The sequence below is a fragment of the Leisingera sp. NJS204 genome (assembly GCF_004123675.1).
Taxonomy (GTDB): domain Bacteria; phylum Pseudomonadota; class Alphaproteobacteria; order Rhodobacterales; family Rhodobacteraceae; genus Leisingera.
Genome location: NZ_CP035417.1, coordinates 3887668 through 3902781, shown reverse-complemented (window position 1 = coordinate 3902781; position 15114 = coordinate 3887668). Strand labels below are relative to the sequence as shown.

The following is a 15114-nucleotide window of genomic DNA, read 5'->3' as shown; positions in this document are numbered from 1 at the left end:
CTGAGGTCCTTGTCCGTTGCGCCGAAAATGTGCTGAAAACCAGGACCGGCCGGCGTGGGCCGGTTCTGGACTATGTGGGGTCTGGGGGCGGAAATTCCAGAGTTGAACACATGATGTTGAGCAAAGCGGAGCCAGACGGTTCAGACCATACGGATCACGTCTCTGCTGATGGCCAGCACATAACCGCGCTTGGCGATGTTTTTGACAAGAAGTTCGCTCACCATCTGGTTGCCCAGCGTATCCCGCAGCCGTTTTATCCGGGTGGCGCCGGCGGCTTCCTCGCAGTCGGCGGAGATGCGGCCGGAAATCACGGCTTCGATCTCGGCGCCTGACAGCACGTCATCGTCGAGCCTGGCCTCCGCCAGAACCGCCAGAGTTTCCATCGCGGCGGGCGTCAGTTTGAACCCCATGTTGTTCAGATAGACAGTGTTTTCATCGCGGCTGATCAGCAGTTCGTTCACCTGGATGCCGGAGCGTTCGATCTGCGCCATGCGGCGATTGAGCATCACCAGCATGCCAAGCACCGCCAATGCTGCCACCATCATCGCAGTGGCAAACAGCAGCAAGACAAAAATCACCATCCGGTAACTGGTCAGCGTGTCGGCAAAGGCAGTGCCGGACTGGGCAAGGATTTCCAGCAGCTTGATCTCGGCCTGGGCTGTCAGATCGTTTTCGATAAACAGCTGCTCAACCCGCGCGTTAAAGGCATTGGCATCGGGCAGCGTCAGCAAGAGAACCGTGCCGGCAATCACCAAAAGTGCAACAATAGCAGCTATGCCGAGCGCGATTACCCTGCTGCCAGCCGCGCGGGCCTCAGAAACGGAGATAGTAGGATCCGGCATTGGCCTTCCTTTGCTGCAGGCCTTCGGGGCCGAAGACGGAAAGGACATTCAAAAGCTTCCAGCCGCCGGGCGCAATACGGGCCTGGACCTCGCGCCGGGCGGCCTTTTTCTTGCAGGCGCCGGAGAGCTGGATCACGCCGTAGTGCAGGCGCAGCGGGTTGTCTTGCTTGGCCTTGTAATCGGCATAGCAATCTGCCGCCTGGGCTGGCAGCGAAAGCGCCAGAAAGGCAGCCGCAAGAGCGGGGATCAGGAGGTTCTGTTTCATATGGGCATCCTGCGGCGGCGGGTCTTGAAATTCAATAACCGCAGGGGGTTGAGACCGCTGATATCCGATAACAAGCGGCCGATATTGCCTGTCTGAATGGGGCGGGGCCAGGTTGGAGGCATCCAAGCGCACAGGCTGCGCATCCGACAATCAAAAGAAAGGTCCCGAAATGGCCCAGACATATGGTTCCAAGCCGCACCGCAAATTCATTGCCATGATCGTGGCAGCTTCTATTGCCATTACCGGTTTCTCGGCAGCGCCTGCCCGCGCAGACGAGGATGTCGCCAAATTCATTGCCGGCATGGCCCTGCTTGGAATTCTTGGCGCGGCCATTAACGATGCCAGGAAAGACGACGATCACGCAGTAACCCGGACTTACAACCCGCCGCGTGGCCATGGGCATGGCGGCCACAGGCATAACTCGCACAACCGCCATGGCGGGCATGTGAAACCGCTGCCGCCGCGGGTGCACCGCTATGACTTGCCGGCACAGTGTGTCCGCTATTTTCCGCGCTACAGCCGCAACTATCCGCTGGCCGGCAAAGGCTGTCTCGACCGCAATTACGGGTACACACAGAAACTGCCGCGGGCTTGCAAGGTGACCTTCTGGAACGGCAAACGCAACCGCACCGGTTACAAACCCCGCTGTCTGAAGCAGCATGGCTTCCGGATGGTCAACCGTTAACGATGTTCCGCTTTCGGGCAGCAGCAACTTGGGGGGCTTCGGCCCCCTCTTTTTTGTGCGGGTTGAAATTCCGGCTCGAATTGGCTTTGTGACTGGCATGACAAAACCTGACTACAGCCTGGAAGATGCGGCCCTTGCCAAAGGGTACCTGAGAATAGCCGGAGTGGACGAGGTGGGCCGCGGCCCGCTGGCCGGGCCGGTCACTGCCGCAGCGGTGGTGCTGGACATCTCTGCTATTCCCGTGGGGCTCAACGATTCCAAGAAATTGAGCTTGAAAAAACGCGAAGCGCTGGAAGGAAAAATTCTGGCCGCTGGCCAGGTATCCGTTGCCCATGCCTCAGTCGAAGAGGTTGATTCCCTGAATATTTTACGTGCCTCGCATCTGGCGATGGAGCGCGCGGTAGCAGCCCTGGATCCGGCACCGGACTATCTGCTGATAGATGGAAACCTGATACCCAAAGGGTTGGCTTTGACGTCGGAGGCTGTGGTCAAGGGAGATGCCAAATCAGTCTCCATCGCAGCGGCGTCGATAATTGCCAAACAGGTGCGTGACAGGGTCATGGTGGATTTGGCGCAACAGTTTCCTGGATATGGCTGGGAGAAAAACGCAGGCTACCCCTCGAAACAGCACCGTGAGGCGCTAATTGAATTAGGTGTGACCCCACATCATCGGCGGTCATTCAAACCCGTACACAACATCTTGTATCAAGAGTGAACCGTAGGGTGTTGTTCTAATAAACAAATTGACCTCGAATCCGCGATGACTCATCCTGTGGACAACCTAATGAGCGCAAAAATGCGCCGCGGGTATGAGGCAGAGCAATGAATAAAACTATGACAAAGGGCGCGGCAGCGCTCCCTTTAAACACGATTATGGGCGGCGATTGCATCGAGGCGATGAACAGTCTTCCGGCCAATTCGGTCGATCTGATCTTTGCGGATCCGCCGTATAACCTGCAGCTGAAAGGCCAGCTGCATCGCCCTGATAATTCCAAAGTCGATGCTGTTGATGACCATTGGGACCAGTTTTCCAGTTTTGCGGTCTATGATCAGTTCACCCGCGAGTGGCTGAAGGCGGCGCGCCGGGTGCTGAAGCCGAACGGGTCAATCTGGGTGATCGGCTCCTACCACAATATTTTCCGTGTCGGATCGGCGCTGCAGGACGCAGGCTATTGGGTGCTGAATGATGTGGTCTGGCGCAAGTCGAACCCGATGCCGAACTTCCGCGGCAAGCGGTTCACCAACGCGCATGAGACGATGATCTGGGCGTCCAAGTCGGAAGGCGCGAAATACACTTTCAACTACGAAGCCCTGAAGGCGCTGAACGAGGGTATTCAGATGCGCAGCGACTGGGTGCTGCCGATCTGCACCGGACATGAGCGGCTGAAAGACGAAAACGGCGACAAGGCGCATCCGACGCAAAAGCCGGAATCGCTGCTGCACCGGATCCTGGTCGGCTCGACAAACCCGGGCGATGTAGTTCTGGATCCGTTCTTTGGCACTGGCACCACCGGCGCTGTGGCCAAGATGCTCGGGCGCGAGTTCATCGGCATCGAACGCGAGGAAGCTTATCGCAAGGTGGCGGAGAAGCGGATCAAGGCTGTGCGCAAATTCGACCGCGAGGCCCTGGAAGTGTCTGCCAGCAAACGCGCGGCACCGCGGGTGCCCTTCGGTCAGCTGGTTGAGCGCGGCATGCTGCGACCGGGCGAGGAGCTGTATTCGATGAACCGCCGCCACAAGGCCAAGGTGCGCGCGGACGGTACCCTGATCGGCGACAACATCAAAGGCTCGATCCACCAGGTGGGCGCACATCTGGAAAACGCGCCGTCCTGCAACGGCTGGACCTACTGGTGTTTCAAGCGCGAGGGCAAGACAGTGCCGATCGACGTGCTGCGCCAGCAGATCCGGGCTGAGATGCAGAACTGAGGCCCGGGGCTTTTGTGAGCGTGAAAACCTATTGCAGGTGCCTGTGCATAATGCACAGGCGCACACCTTGCCCCGCCTGCATCAGGCGGGGTTTTTTAGTTTCTGCGCTGTGATGCGCTATTCCCTGATCAGAACAGCGCAACTATCTGCAATACTGACGCGGCGGCAGCCAGCGGGAAGAGGGGAAAGCCCATGACCGATACCGCATTTATCTCCGGAACCGGAGCTGTCCAGGAACCCGGAACCGGTGGTCAGAACATTTCGACTGCGGAAAACAGATTTGCAGAGGCGGCGCTGGATGCGCACAAGCGGCGCGGGCTGCAGCTGGCTGTGCGGGCCCGCTGGATCGCACTGCCCATAATCGCGGTCTTCATCGTCTTCCTGAACCCAGTCTGGAGCGTGCTGTACTACCACGGCATTCTTGCGCTCTTGTGCCTTAACGGCTGGTTCATCAGCCGGGTGGGGACAGTGGGCAGGTCACGGCAGGAGCTGTTTCTGATCTTTCTCGATCTTCTCATTATGACCATCGGCCTGGTCGTGCCCAACCCGTTCGACGCCCGGGATATACCGGTAGCCATGCAATACAGGTTTGATAACTTTCAATATTTCTTTGTCATCTTGGCCGCAGGCACTATGGCTTATTCCTGGCGCACAGTGATTGCGATCGGCACATGGACGGCGACGATGTGGCTCAGCGCGCTGGCGCTGGCGTGGTGGTTTGCCGTTCCGGTTCCCGGTCTTTCGGAGGCTGTAACCACAGCGCTTGATTTTGACCCGGAGCTGGCCGGGTTTTTTGACCCAAACAGTTTTGTGATCCAGCTGCGGGTGCAGGAGGCCGTGGTCTTTGTGCTGGTGGCGGTGACGCTGGGCTTTTCGGTGCGCCGGTTCAACGCACTGCTGAGGAGCAACGCCAGCCTGGAGCGGGAGCGGGCCAATCTGTCTCGCTATTTCTCGCCCAATGTGGTGGACCAGCTGTCGCAGAACGACGAGCCGCTGAAGCAGGTGCGCAGCGAAAATGTGGCGGTGCTGTTCATCGACATCGTTGGCTTTACCCGGTTGTCTTCAGGGATGGACCCGCGAATGGTGATTGACCTCTTGCGGGAATTCCACGGCCGGATGGAGGGGGAGGTGTTCCGCCATCACGGCACGCTGGACAAATACTTGGGCGACGGGCTGATGGCGACATTTGGAACGCCGGTTGCCGGCCGGCAGGATGCCACCAATGCACTGGCCTGTGCCCATTCCATGCGCGAGTCGCTGATGGCATGGAACAGGGAGCGCGCCCGTCAGGGTAAGGCGGAAATCCGCGCCGGGATCGGAATTCACTATGGCGAAGCGTTGCTGGGCGATATCGGCTCCAACCGGCTGGAGTTTGCCGTGCTGGGCATGACAGTGAATATCGCCGCCCGGCTGGAGAACCTGACCCGCAAGCTGCAGGCCGGGATTGTGATCAGCGAAACGCTGGCCGCGCAGGTGAGGGCAGAGCAGGCCGGCCTGGATCTGCTGGACGGCAACGCCCGGCATCCGGATCAAGAGGTGCGCGGGCTGGATCAGCCGATGACGGTTCTGGCCTGGACGTAAGCCCTACCGGGGTAACGGAGTCTGCGCTTTGTTGTAGGCGTGCCAATCGGTGATCTCGGGGTAATACCTCTGCCGCCAGCGCCGCACCCGCGGGTTCATCACCCGGCGCCACAAGGGCGGGATCATCGCAGCGACGGTCATCACCGGGTAGCCATAGGGCAGCTGCGGCGCGTCGGCTTCAGTATAGTTCTGCAACAGCGGAAAGCGGCGGTTTGGTTTGTAGTGATGATCCGAATGGCGTTGCAGGTTGATCAGCAGCCAGTTCGATGCCTTATGCGCCGCATTCCACGAGTGGCGTGGCTGCACCGGTTCGTATTTGCCATCGCCCAGGTGTTTGCGGGTCAGCCCGTAGTGTTCGACATAGTTGACCACCTCCAGCTGCCAGATGGCGACCCCGGCCTGCACCAGAAACAAAAGCACCCCGGTCAGCCCGCCCAGCAGCATCGCCAGCAGCAGCATCGCGGCCTGCAACGCCCAGTAGCGGAAGAACGGGTTCGAACGGTCGGTCCAGTGGCGGTTCTTCTTCGCCAGCTTCTCCCGTTCAGCGCGGAATGCGGAATGCCAGCATTGCCGCAGAACCCGAGGGTAGAACCGGTGGAAGCCCTCGTTATAGCGGGCTGTCACCGGGTCGCGCGGAGTGCCGACATAGCGGTGATGCACCAGCAGGTGCTCGGACCGGAAATGCGAGTACATCACCATAGCCAGCAGGATATCCCCCAGCCAGCGCTCAACCCGGCTGGACTGGTGCATCAGCTCGTGACTGTAGGTGATACCCACGGCGCCGGTGACGACGCCGACCCCAAAGAAAACAGCGAATTTGCCGAATGCACTCAGATGATCGGCACCGCTGACGTACCAGATCAATCCGAACAGCGTGACGAATTGCAGGGGCACCCAAGCTGCGGTCAGCGCCTTGTACCAAGTGAGATCTCTGTCCGGCGTTTCCGGGTCGGCGTTCTCCAGGTTCAGCCCGAATGCCCCGTCCAGCATCGCAAACAGATGCCAGGTTACCAGCGGCGGCAGGATAAGTGTCCAACCACCATGAAGTGCGGCGACCCAAACCAGCGGCAATAGCAAAAAAGACATCCAGAATGGCAGGGCGCTTTGCCAGCGGGCAAGGGTTTCGGGGGCGATCATGCCTGTGTCTCCCAAATCAATCAGCGCGCGTTTGCGCTGACACTATGCCCTAACATCTGAAAACCCAAGAGCGGCGCCGGGTTCTTTAGAGGCCTTGATAAAGATCGAAAGCCTTGCGCATTACCGTAGGCAGGCTGGAGGGGCGGAAATCGTGGCGTGGTATCAGTTCCTGCGCTGCATTCCGGTTATAACCTTCAAGCAATTCGGCCGTCATCACCCGCAGGATCAGATGGAAATGAGTAAAGGTGTGGCGCACTTCCCCATCCTGCTCTTGCCAATCCGCTTCAAAAGGCGGGTTCGGACCCGGGGCGTCACTCCACTCGGAACCGGGCCAGCCAAGCATGCCGCCCAGCAGCCCCTTGTCTGGCCGCCGTTCCAGCAGCCATGTGCCGTCGGCAGATTTCGCCAGGTAAACGATACCCTTCCGGGTGGGTTTCGGTTTTTTCGGCGTCTTCTTGGGCAGCTCAGCCGCAGTGCCTGCAGCCCGCGAGGCACAGGGATCGCGCCAGGGACAGATGCCGCATGCCGGGTTACGGGGCGTGCAAATGGTGGCGCCAAGGTCCATAACCGCCTGGGCGTAGTCACCGGGCCGCTGAGACGGGGTCAGTTCTGCCGCGCGTTCTTTTAGGACAGGTTTCACACCGGGAAGCGGGTCGTGAATGTCGTGCAGCCTGGCCATCACCCGCTCCACATTACCATCCAGAACGGTCTCCGGGCGGTTAAATGCAATCGAGGCGATGGCGGCGGCGGTGTAGGGGCCGATACCGGGCAGTTTGAGCAGGTCATCGTAATTGTCCGGGAACTCTCCACCGGAACCGCCTGCGACCGAACGGGCGCACTTCAGTAGGTTGCGGGCGCGGGCATAGTAGCCAAGGCCGGCCCATTCGGCCATGACTTCGGCGTCCGCCGCTGCAGCAAGATCGGTTACAGTCGGCCAACGGCTGGTAAAGCGAAGAAAATAATCCCGCACCGCGGCCACCGTGGTCTGCTGCAGCATCACTTCGCTGAGCCAAACCTTGTATGGATCGGGGCGGTTGCCTGCCGCTCGCTCTGCGGGGCCCACCCGCCAGGGCATACCGCGGGCATGGACGTCATACCACGCAAGCAGGTCTCCGCTCATCGCGGCGGAATTACTGATCAAGTCACGCATTCGTTATTCCTTGGCTCGCGGTTTGGCTGGCGCCTGCATTCCGGCTCTTTACAATAGGGCAGGCAGTCACGCAAAAGCTAGATCATGGCATTCAGGCGCAGCACCACACGCGGGTTCGCACGAACCTCCAAGCTCCTCAACGAGCAGATCCGCAAAGCGGGGGAAAGCCGCGGTTTTGCGGTGTCGCGGCTGCTGACCCACTGGGAAGAGATCGCCGGTCCGGATGTCGCTGCCATGGCGCGTCCGGTGAACGTCGGCTACGGACGCGGTTCCTTTGGCGCAACGCTGACGGTGCTGACGACCGGAGCCAATGCGCCAATGCTTGAAATGCAAAAAGAACGCCTGCGTGAGCGGGTGAACGCGGTTTATGGCTTCAATGCCATCTCCAAGGTGCGGATCACGCAAACGGCACCGACGGGATTTTCCGATGGCCGCGTGGAATTCAAATATGCCCCCAAAGTGCAAGCGCCCCGGCAGCCCGACCCGCAGGATACTGCGGCTGCCAGCCAGGCGGCTGCTGGTGTGGAAAACGATGATCTGCGTGCTGCCCTGGAACGCCTGGGGCAGAACGTGCTGACAAAACAGAAAACGCAAGGAAAGGGGTTCAAATGACCCGTTTGATGTCTGGTGTCTTTGCCGCGGTTGCGGTTATTGCGGGCGGTTATGCCCTGTCGGGATTCAACACTCAGAACAATCTGCCGCAGAACCCGCTGGTTGGCGCCGCTGTTGCGCAAGAAGCCGAGGTGGACATCTCAACAATCGCCGAGATGACGCTGGGGGCCGAGGACGCGCCGGTCACGCTGATCGAATACGCCTCTTACACTTGCCCGCATTGCGCCAGTTTCCACAATGAAACCTTCAAGAAGCTGAAGGCTGATTACATTGACACCGGCAAGGTGAAGTTCATCTACCGCGAGGTCTATTTCGACCGCTACGGGCTGTGGGCCTCGATGATAGCGCGCTGCAGCGGACCGGATAAGTTCTTTGGTATTTCCGATCTGATCTACAAGGGCCAGTCCGAATGGACGCGGGCCGGCGGCGCAACCGAGATTGTCGATGAACTGCGCAAGATCGGCCGCCTGGCGGGGATCGAAAATGAGCAGCTGGAAACTTGCCTGCAGGATGGCGAGAAAGCGCAAACCCTGGTGGCCTGGTATCAGGAAAACGCCACTGAGCACGGCATCGAGGCAACGCCGTCGTTCATCCTGAATGGTGAGAAGATTTCCAATCAGTCTTATACAGAGTTCAAGACGCTATTGGACGCAGAGCTGGAAGGCTAAGCTCTTCCTGCAGCAAAATTTTAGGCCCGGGCCGTGTGCCTGGGCTTTTCAGGGCAGAGCAAACCGGGCAATTGCTCTCCCGGCAGCCTCTGCGAGAGCTGGGGGTCAGGGTTCAGGTGCGGCCTTTTTCAACAACTCCTTCAACCCATCATCTCCTGCAACCTGCAGCCGCACAGGCAGGGTAATGACCTTGGAGCGGAAGCTGTCCGGCAGGCGGACGGCGTCTTTTTCCGTCGTGACAAGCTGGGCGTTCAGCAGCTTGGATTCGTTCTCCAGCCGGTTCATCAGCGCCGGTGAAAGCGGCTGGTGATCGTCTAGTGCTTCGGCGCGGACGATATCGGCGCCAAGGCTGCGCAGAGTGTTGAAAAATTTCTGCGGCTGGCCGATGCCGGCAAAAGCCAGAACACGTGTGCCGTTCCAGGGCATCCCGGTTTGCAATGGCTCCAGCGCACCAGTGAAATGCGGCAAGCCCTGCAGCTGGCTTCCCCACGCCGCGGCAAATTTCTTCTGGGCCTCCCCAGGCCCAAGCGAGAGCACCGCGTCAGCCCGTTTCAGGCCAATGGCAACCGGCTCCCGCAATGGACCTGCCGGCAGGCAGCGGCCATTGCCGAAGCCCTGCTGCGCGTCCACCACGATCAGTGACAGGTCCTTGGCAACCGCGGGGTTCTGAAATCCGTCATCCAGCACGATGACGGTTGCCCCTGCGTCTGCTGCGGCGCCTACGCCGGCAGCACGGTCCTTGGCAACCCAAACTTCGGCAAAGGCTGCCAGAAGAAGCGGTTCATCCCCCGTCTGCGCGGCTTTGTGGCGGCCAGGGAAGACTTGCACTGGCCCCTCCATCGTGCCGCCATAGCCGCGGGTCACAACATGCGGTTCATGCCCCTGGTTGCGCAATGTTTCCAGCAGCCAGATCACAGTGGGCGTCTTGCCGGTGCCGCCGGCATTCAGATTGCCAACGCAGATCACCGGGACGTTAGCACGCATCGGGTTGCCTTTGGCGACCCGGGAAGCGGTGGCGCGTGCATAGACCCAGCCAAGGGGTGCTAGCAAAGCTGACCGGTAGTCGAAATCTCCCGGCGGTTTGTGCCAGAATTCAGGTGCCCGCATCGGTATCCTCGCGCTGGTCCAGCAGGGTCTGGACCTTCTCCAATAACATGTCGGCTGTGGCGGCGCTTTCGGTGACGCTCTGCCAGCCGGCCAGCGCCATTTCGGCGGCCTTGTCCGGGGCGGATAGCGCAATGACAGCATCGGTCAGATCCGATTGGGTCAGCACCGGCTGGGCAGCGCCCGCCGCGGCCAGTCTCTCATAAAGGTCCCGATGCGCGTGGATACCCGGTCCGTGCAGCAGCGCCGAGCCTAAGGCTGCGGCGTCCAAAGGCGACTGGCCCTGGGCCATGGGGTCCAGGCTGCTGGCGATCAGCGCGGCTGGAGACAGGCGGTACCACAATCCCAAATCCTCGCTGCCCGCCAACAGCACCTGGGTCAGGTCCTCGGGTTCACCGCCGTCTTCCCAATCGGCAAAATACAGCCCGCTGTTTTGCAGCTGGCGGCGGGCTGCTGCAAGATCCGCGCCGTCTTCCACCGCGACCACCAGCAGCAGCCGGTGCAGCAGCCGCAATGCGCCGCGATGCGCGTCCAGAATACGGGGCAATTCGCTGAGCTTGGTATGGGCGGCGAGCCAGACCGGCCGGCTGCCAAGGGTCTGTTGCATGGCAGAAAGCTCTTCGTCATTGCAACCGGGCGGAATTGCAGACACCCGCAGCTTGCCGGCCAGTTGCACCCGTTCCGCTGGTAGTCCGATCCGGGTCAGCCGGGCCTGCACGGATTTGGACGGGGTCAGGATGCAGGTCAGCCCATCCAGCAGCCGCCGCCGCTGGTCCGGCAGCCAGCGGCTGGTGCGGTTGGGCATTTCATCCTCCAGAAGATCCGCCAGCAGTAACCCGGTACTGCGCTCGCGCATTTGCCGAAGCAGCACCCGTCGTGCCGGCGGGCCGGTCCAGATGCAAGCGTCGGGCCGCCAATGGTTCAAAAACCCGCGGGCCTCGGCCAGGGTGTCCTCAGGCAGCGGGCCAATCGGAATATCGCAGCCAACTGTACCGGTCAGCCGTAGTCCGGGTTCCCAGCTTGCCAGCACCGACAAGTCCGGGCGCAGGGTTTTTAGGCGGCGGCCGATATCGCAAAGCGCTTGATAGCGTTCAGGGGTGGTCGCGTGCACCCACAACAGCTCTCCTTTGGGGCGGGGCTGCAGAACGGAAGTGCGGTTGGGAGCTGCGGTTCGCCGTTGCATCTGGCTCGATCTGAAATTTCCGGCCCAAGGTACCTGCAACATGCGGGCTTGTCTGTGAAAAATTTGGGTATGACGATAGCGCTGCTGCTGCCGCTTAAAGCCAGTCCGGTTTAATGTCCAGCGATGCCAGGCGCATTCGGGTCCAGTGCCGTCAGCAGCGAATTTTGAAGGGCCGGATTTCCGGCAACCACCCCGTTCAGGCGCGGATGCGGATTGTTGAAGCGCAAGGGGCGGCCGGTTTGATCGGTAAGGATGCCACCAGCCTCGCGTATCAGCAGATCGCCCGCCGCTATATCCCATTCCCAACTGGGGCGCAGAGTCAGCATGGCGCCGAAACGGCCGTCTGCCACCTTGGCCAGCCGGTAGGCAAGCGAGGGCCGGTAGCTGCGGATGAATTCGGGCGGGGTGCCGCCCAGCCAGTGATGGGCCTGCAGGTTAGGTTTGGCGGCCAGCACTTCAGAACTGGAAAGTTCTGTGGTCCGGGACACATGAATCGGGCTGCCATTGCAATCCGCCCCCTGGCCCTTGGCGGCAGTATACATCAGCTCCCGCTGCGGCAGGTAGATCACGGCGGCGGTCACCTCGCCGTGGTCGGCGACAGCAATGGAATGCGCCCAGGTGCGGGAGCCTTCGGCAAAGCTGCGGGTGCCGTCGATCGGGTCGATGATGAAGACCTTTTCGCGCAGCAGCCGCGCGCTATTGTCTTCAGTTTCTTCCGACAGCCAACCATAGCCGGGCCGTGCCTGCTGCAACATGTCTTCGAGCATAGCATTGACTGCCAGGTCGGCTTCGGTCACGGGACCAGCGCCGCCGGGCTTGTCCCAGCGTTTGGCTTCGGGACCGGAAAAACGGCACGCAATATCGCCGGCCTGTTCCGCCGCTTTCACAAGCAGGGAAAGGTCAGTTGCCGGCAAGGGTCATTCCTTCGATCAGCAGCGACGGGACCACGGTCGAGAGGTGCCGGCGCGCGTCATTGGCGGGAACGATCCTCCGCAGCATGTCAAGCAGATTGCCCGCGATGGTGCATTCGTTGACCGGATATGCGATCTCGCCGTTTTCCACCCAGTATCCCGAGGCTCCGCGGGAATAGTCGCCGTTGTTGGGGTTGATGGTGGAGCCGATCATCGACGTCACCAAGAGACCGGTGCCCATCTGCGCAACGAGATCCTCGCGGCTGGCTTCGCCTTCAGACAGCGCAAGATTCCAGGTCGCGGGAGAGGGCACGCCGCCGATGCCGCGGGCGGCGTTGCCAGTGCTTTCCAGGCCCAGTTTCCGGGCCGAGGCAAGATCCAGTGTCCAACCGGTCAGCACGCCGTTGTCAACAACAGTGCGCTTGCGGGTCGGCAGCCCTTCGCCGTCAAAGGGGCGGGAGCCGGAAATACGCGGGCGGTGCGGGTCTTCAACAATGGACAGGGTTTCGGGCAAAACCTGCTCACCTAATGACCCCTTCAGCCAAGAGGAGCCGCGGGCAATCGCCGCCCCATTGGCAGCAGAAAGCAAGTGGCCGATCAGAGAGGAAGAGATGCGTTCGTCAAACAGCACCGGAAAGCTGCCGGTTTTGGGCTTGCGGGCGCCCAGCCGGGCAACCGCGCGTTCACCGGCGGTTGCGCCAATGTCCTGAGCGCTGCGCAAATCGGATTGAAAAGTGCGTGAATCCCCGTCGTAGTCACGCTCCATACCTGTGCCGCTGCCTGCAATTCCGGTGCAAGAGAGTGAGCGCCCAGTACGTTGGTAGCCGCCGGAAAACCCATTGGTTGCGGCCATATGCACAACGTGGCGGCCATATCCGGCTGCTGCGGATTGAACCTGGGTGATGCCGCTGATTTCCTGGCAAGCGGTCTCGGCAGCCAGGGCGTCAGATTGCAGGGCAGCAGGCTCCGGCTCGCCGCGGGGATCTTCCAGTTCCAGCGCCGCCAGGTTCCAGCTCTTGGCCAACTGCGATGGATCGGCAAGGCCTGCATAAGGGTCCTCAGGTGCTTCCTTGGCCATGGCAACCGCACGTTCGGCCATTGCTGCGATGGTCTCCGGGCGCATATCCGATGATGAAACCAGCGCCTGCCGTTTGCCGACGAATACACGCAAGCCCAGGTCAGTGCCCTCCGAGCGTTCCGCATGCTCCAGTTTGCCTTCCCGCACTTCAATGCTGAGGGAACTGCCTTCCGCTGCCATGGCATCGGCGGCATCCGCGCCGGCCTTGCGGGCGGCATCAATCAGGGCGTGGCAAAGCGCTTCGGGGGACTGGGTCATGGGCACCTTCTGTTCTGCTCCTTTCCAGAGCTATCCAGTGAGGCGGCTTGCCGCAAGGGCGGGCAGCAAAAAAGGGGCCGCGCATAGCAGCCCCTTTGCAAAACCTGTCAGGGATTTGACGGTTATTTGATGCGCTGGCCATTGGCGTGGATCTGGCCGTCCTCGGAGATCGCAATCTTCGAGGTCAGCGTGTCCTCACCCTCGCCCGGCACGGCCAGCATGCCCATCATCATCCGCGCGCCCATGGCGTCGCTGTCGGACATCAGGCCCATCCCGATCAGCTTGTCGATCAGGGTGTTGGCACCGGTCAGTTTGAGGTCAGCCTCGCCCGAGGGGGCAGGCATGCCGTCAAAGCTGACGAGGTCTTCATTGTTGAAGGTGAAGTCGCCGGTGCCGGTCAACTCGGCGCCTGCTGCGGTGACCTGCAGCTGTTTCACGGTCAGCGCGTTCAGTTCGCCCGGTTGTTCTTCGCCGGATTCCACCGATTCCATGGCTTCCGGATCGAACAGGTCGAACAGCACCTTGCCCTTGCCGGCAAGGTCCAGCACCACGGTGGCCGGATCATGCGGCAGCTGGCCGGTTGGATCGACCATGCCCCACAGCATATCCGGAACCGCAAAATCGCGCAGGGTGATGCCCAGGGCAAAATCCTGCTCTTCCTCGGATTTGGCGAGCGGCATCATCAGTTTGAATCCGGTCTCCGCCATGCTGAGCGCCAGCGGGAAGGGGATCTCGGAACCGGAGATGTTCACATTGGTGCCGGTCTGGGACACATCATAGGTCAGATGCTGCTTGTCCATAGCCACCGCGATCGAGCCGCCCTGGGAATTGCTTTCCATGGCGAAGTTTTCGCTGCCGTCCACACCGGAGACGGAACCATTGCCGCTGTCAAAAGTGAAGATGCCGTCAAAGGCAAATCCGGCTGCCAGCAGCGCTGACATGTCGGGGCTTTCCAGTCCTGCCGGCACGGTGCTGGTGCCGGCAAAATTCAGCCCCTGCAGCGCGCCTTTGAAAGAGCCTGTGCCGTTGCTTTCGGGATCGTTGAAGCCCATGTCATAGCTCAGGCTGGAAGCAGTCAGCGTCTGGTCATAGTTGCGCGCGCCAGCGATTTTCATATCGGTCTTGGTCGCAACTTCGTTCATGACGATCTGAATTTTCGCCACGTCCGCCGGCACGGCCTCGCCGTCTGCAGTCAGCCCGTCCAGCGTCATGGTGACCTTGGAGGAACTGTAATCATAGCTCATGCTTTCGGCGTCGCCCGACACTTTCATCGGGGTGCCGTCATGGGCATAGATCAGCTTGCCCGAAAAGCTCTCACCTTCAGCTGTGAAATCAAAACCCATCGGGAATTCCGCGGGCAGCAGCACGTTGACGGTGCCATCGCCGTTTTCCACAAACTGGATTTCGGGCAAGCTCACCGTGCCGGAGCCGTCCTCATCCGGGATCGGCATGACCATTGAGACATCGGAGACAGTCAGGGTGCTGCCCGAAACTGCTTCAGTGCCGGAAACCGTGTAACCGGTGCTGGTCAGATACGCTTTCCAGTCAGCCCAGACGTCCTGGGCACTCAAATCGGCCAGGGCACCCTGGGCGGAAACAACAAAAATTGCCGCTGCAACGCCGCTGCGTGCAAAAATAACGGACATAAGAGAACCTTTCTCAGTGAGATAATTGAAATCATCGTCGGCCCGGCGGGCGGTGCCGTCAAGGGGGC

At 60.7% G+C, this 15114-nt stretch carries 15 protein-coding genes; 6 read left to right on the top strand and 9 right to left on the bottom strand.

Going from position 1 to position 15114, the window contains the following annotated elements; translation table 11 throughout:
• Positions 1-140 precede the first annotated feature (140 nt).
• On the bottom strand, positions 141-842 hold the full coding sequence (locus ETW24_RS18905; RefSeq protein ID WP_129372480.1) for a winged helix-turn-helix domain-containing protein: 702 nt from the start codon (positions 840-842) through the stop codon (positions 141-143).
• Positions 814-1107: a hypothetical protein gene (locus ETW24_RS18900; protein WP_129372479.1), complete on the bottom strand. Its 294-nt coding sequence runs from the start codon at positions 1105-1107 to the stop codon at positions 814-816. Before ETW24_RS18900 ends, ETW24_RS18905 begins: the two co-directional genes overlap by 29 nt.
• Before the next feature lie 169 nt (positions 1108-1276).
• Between ETW24_RS18900 and ETW24_RS18895 the strand changes: the two genes are divergently transcribed.
• The 4 genes from ETW24_RS18895 (at position 1277) to ETW24_RS18880 (ending at position 5299) form a co-directional block, all read left to right on the top strand.
• Positions 1277-1792 carry a hypothetical protein gene (locus ETW24_RS18895; RefSeq protein WP_129372478.1) on the top strand — a complete coding sequence of 172 codons (516 nt, stop codon included), beginning with the start codon at positions 1277-1279 and terminating at the stop codon, positions 1790-1792.
• Between the two features lie 97 nt (positions 1793-1889).
• The gene (locus ETW24_RS18890) at positions 1890-2507 is read left to right on the top strand and encodes a ribonuclease HII (protein ID WP_129372477.1); all 618 of its coding nucleotides are present in this window, start codon (positions 1890-1892) and stop codon (positions 2505-2507) included.
• A gap of 107 nt (positions 2508-2614) precedes the next feature.
• Positions 2615-3718, top strand: coding sequence for a site-specific DNA-methyltransferase (locus tag ETW24_RS18885; RefSeq protein ID WP_024092002.1), 1104 nt, complete (start codon positions 2615-2617; stop codon positions 3716-3718).
• Positions 3719-3910: 192 nt separating this feature from the next.
• Positions 3911-5299, top strand: a complete 1389-nt coding sequence (locus ETW24_RS18880) for an adenylate/guanylate cyclase domain-containing protein (protein ID WP_129372476.1) — start codon at positions 3911-3913, stop codon at positions 5297-5299.
• A 3-nt stretch (positions 5300-5302) separates the two neighbouring features.
• Here ETW24_RS18880 and ETW24_RS18875 read toward each other — a convergent pair whose 3' ends face one another.
• Positions 5303-6436 (bottom strand): alkane 1-monooxygenase, encoded by a 1134-nt coding sequence (locus tag ETW24_RS18875; RefSeq protein ID WP_129372475.1) that lies wholly within the window; start codon positions 6434-6436, stop codon positions 5303-5305.
• 85 nt (positions 6437-6521) lie between these two features.
• Positions 6522-7586, bottom strand: coding sequence for an A/G-specific adenine glycosylase (mutY, locus tag ETW24_RS18870; RefSeq protein WP_129372474.1), 1065 nt, complete (start codon positions 7584-7586; stop codon positions 6522-6524).
• Between the two features lie 84 nt (positions 7587-7670).
• Here mutY and ETW24_RS18865 point away from each other — a divergent pair, with 84 nt between their 5' ends.
• A complete protein-coding gene (locus tag ETW24_RS18865; protein WP_129372473.1) occupies positions 7671-8198 on the top strand; it encodes a DUF721 domain-containing protein in 528 nt (175 codons plus the stop codon).
• Positions 8195-8866: a DsbA family protein gene (locus tag ETW24_RS18860; RefSeq protein ID WP_129372472.1), complete on the top strand. Its 672-nt coding sequence runs from the start codon at positions 8195-8197 to the stop codon at positions 8864-8866. The genes ETW24_RS18865 and ETW24_RS18860 overlap by 4 nt, the downstream gene beginning before the upstream one ends.
• Before the next feature lie 105 nt (positions 8867-8971).
• On the opposite strand, the gene lpxK is transcribed toward ETW24_RS18860, so the two are convergent.
• The 5 genes from lpxK to ETW24_RS18835 all read right to left on the bottom strand — a co-directional run bounded on the left by lpxK (position 8972) and on the right by ETW24_RS18835 (position 15046).
• Positions 8972-9973: a tetraacyldisaccharide 4'-kinase gene (gene lpxK / locus ETW24_RS18855; RefSeq protein ID WP_129372471.1), complete on the bottom strand. Its 1002-nt coding sequence runs from the start codon at positions 9971-9973 to the stop codon at positions 8972-8974.
• The gene (locus tag ETW24_RS18850; RefSeq protein ID WP_254695652.1) at positions 9960-11081 is read right to left on the bottom strand and encodes a 3-deoxy-D-manno-octulosonic acid transferase; all 1122 of its coding nucleotides are present in this window, start codon (positions 11079-11081) and stop codon (positions 9960-9962) included. The genes lpxK and ETW24_RS18850 overlap by 14 nt, the downstream gene beginning before the upstream one ends.
• Positions 11082-11263: 182 nt before the next feature.
• Positions 11264-12067: an inositol monophosphatase family protein gene (locus ETW24_RS18845; protein ID WP_129372469.1), complete on the bottom strand. Its 804-nt coding sequence runs from the start codon at positions 12065-12067 to the stop codon at positions 11264-11266.
• Positions 12054-13400 (bottom strand): TldD/PmbA family protein, encoded by a 1347-nt coding sequence (locus ETW24_RS18840; RefSeq protein WP_129372468.1) that lies wholly within the window; start codon positions 13398-13400, stop codon positions 12054-12056. Before ETW24_RS18840 ends, ETW24_RS18845 begins: the two co-directional genes overlap by 14 nt.
• A gap of 122 nt (positions 13401-13522) precedes the next feature.
• Positions 13523-15046 (bottom strand): DUF2125 domain-containing protein, encoded by a 1524-nt coding sequence (locus ETW24_RS18835; protein WP_129372467.1) that lies wholly within the window; start codon positions 15044-15046, stop codon positions 13523-13525.
• Between the last annotated feature and the right edge of the window lie 68 nt (positions 15047-15114).

Excerpts from the sequence above, each read along its gene's own strand:
- ETW24_RS18905 (WP_129372480.1), bottom strand. The coding sequence starts at position 842 with ATGCCGGATCCTACTATCTCCGTTTCTGAGGCCCGCGCGGCTGGCAGC.
- ETW24_RS18900 (WP_129372479.1), bottom strand. The coding sequence starts at position 1,107 with ATGAAACAGAACCTCCTGATCCCCGCTCTTGCGGCTGCCTTTCTGGCG.
- ETW24_RS18895 (WP_129372478.1), top strand. The coding sequence starts at position 1,277 with ATGGCCCAGACATATGGTTCCAAGCCGCACCGCAAATTCATTGCCATG.
- ETW24_RS18890 (WP_129372477.1), top strand. The coding sequence starts at position 1,890 with ATGACAAAACCTGACTACAGCCTGGAAGATGCGGCCCTTGCCAAAGGG.
- ETW24_RS18885 (WP_024092002.1), top strand. The coding sequence starts at position 2,615 with ATGAATAAAACTATGACAAAGGGCGCGGCAGCGCTCCCTTTAAACACG.
- ETW24_RS18880 (WP_129372476.1), top strand. The coding sequence starts at position 3,911 with ATGACCGATACCGCATTTATCTCCGGAACCGGAGCTGTCCAGGAACCC.
- ETW24_RS18875 (WP_129372475.1), bottom strand. The coding sequence starts at position 6,436 with ATGATCGCCCCCGAAACCCTTGCCCGCTGGCAAAGCGCCCTGCCATTC.
- mutY (WP_129372474.1), bottom strand. The coding sequence starts at position 7,586 with ATGCGTGACTTGATCAGTAATTCCGCCGCGATGAGCGGAGACCTGCTT.
- ETW24_RS18865 (WP_129372473.1), top strand. The coding sequence starts at position 7,671 with ATGGCATTCAGGCGCAGCACCACACGCGGGTTCGCACGAACCTCCAAG.
- ETW24_RS18860 (WP_129372472.1), top strand. The coding sequence starts at position 8,195 with ATGACCCGTTTGATGTCTGGTGTCTTTGCCGCGGTTGCGGTTATTGCG.
- lpxK (WP_129372471.1), bottom strand. The coding sequence starts at position 9,973 with ATGCGGGCACCTGAATTCTGGCACAAACCGCCGGGAGATTTCGACTAC.
- ETW24_RS18840 (WP_129372468.1), bottom strand. The coding sequence starts at position 13,400 with ATGACCCAGTCCCCCGAAGCGCTTTGCCACGCCCTGATTGATGCCGCC.
- ETW24_RS18835 (WP_129372467.1), bottom strand. The coding sequence starts at position 15,046 with ATGTCCGTTATTTTTGCACGCAGCGGCGTTGCAGCGGCAATTTTTGTT.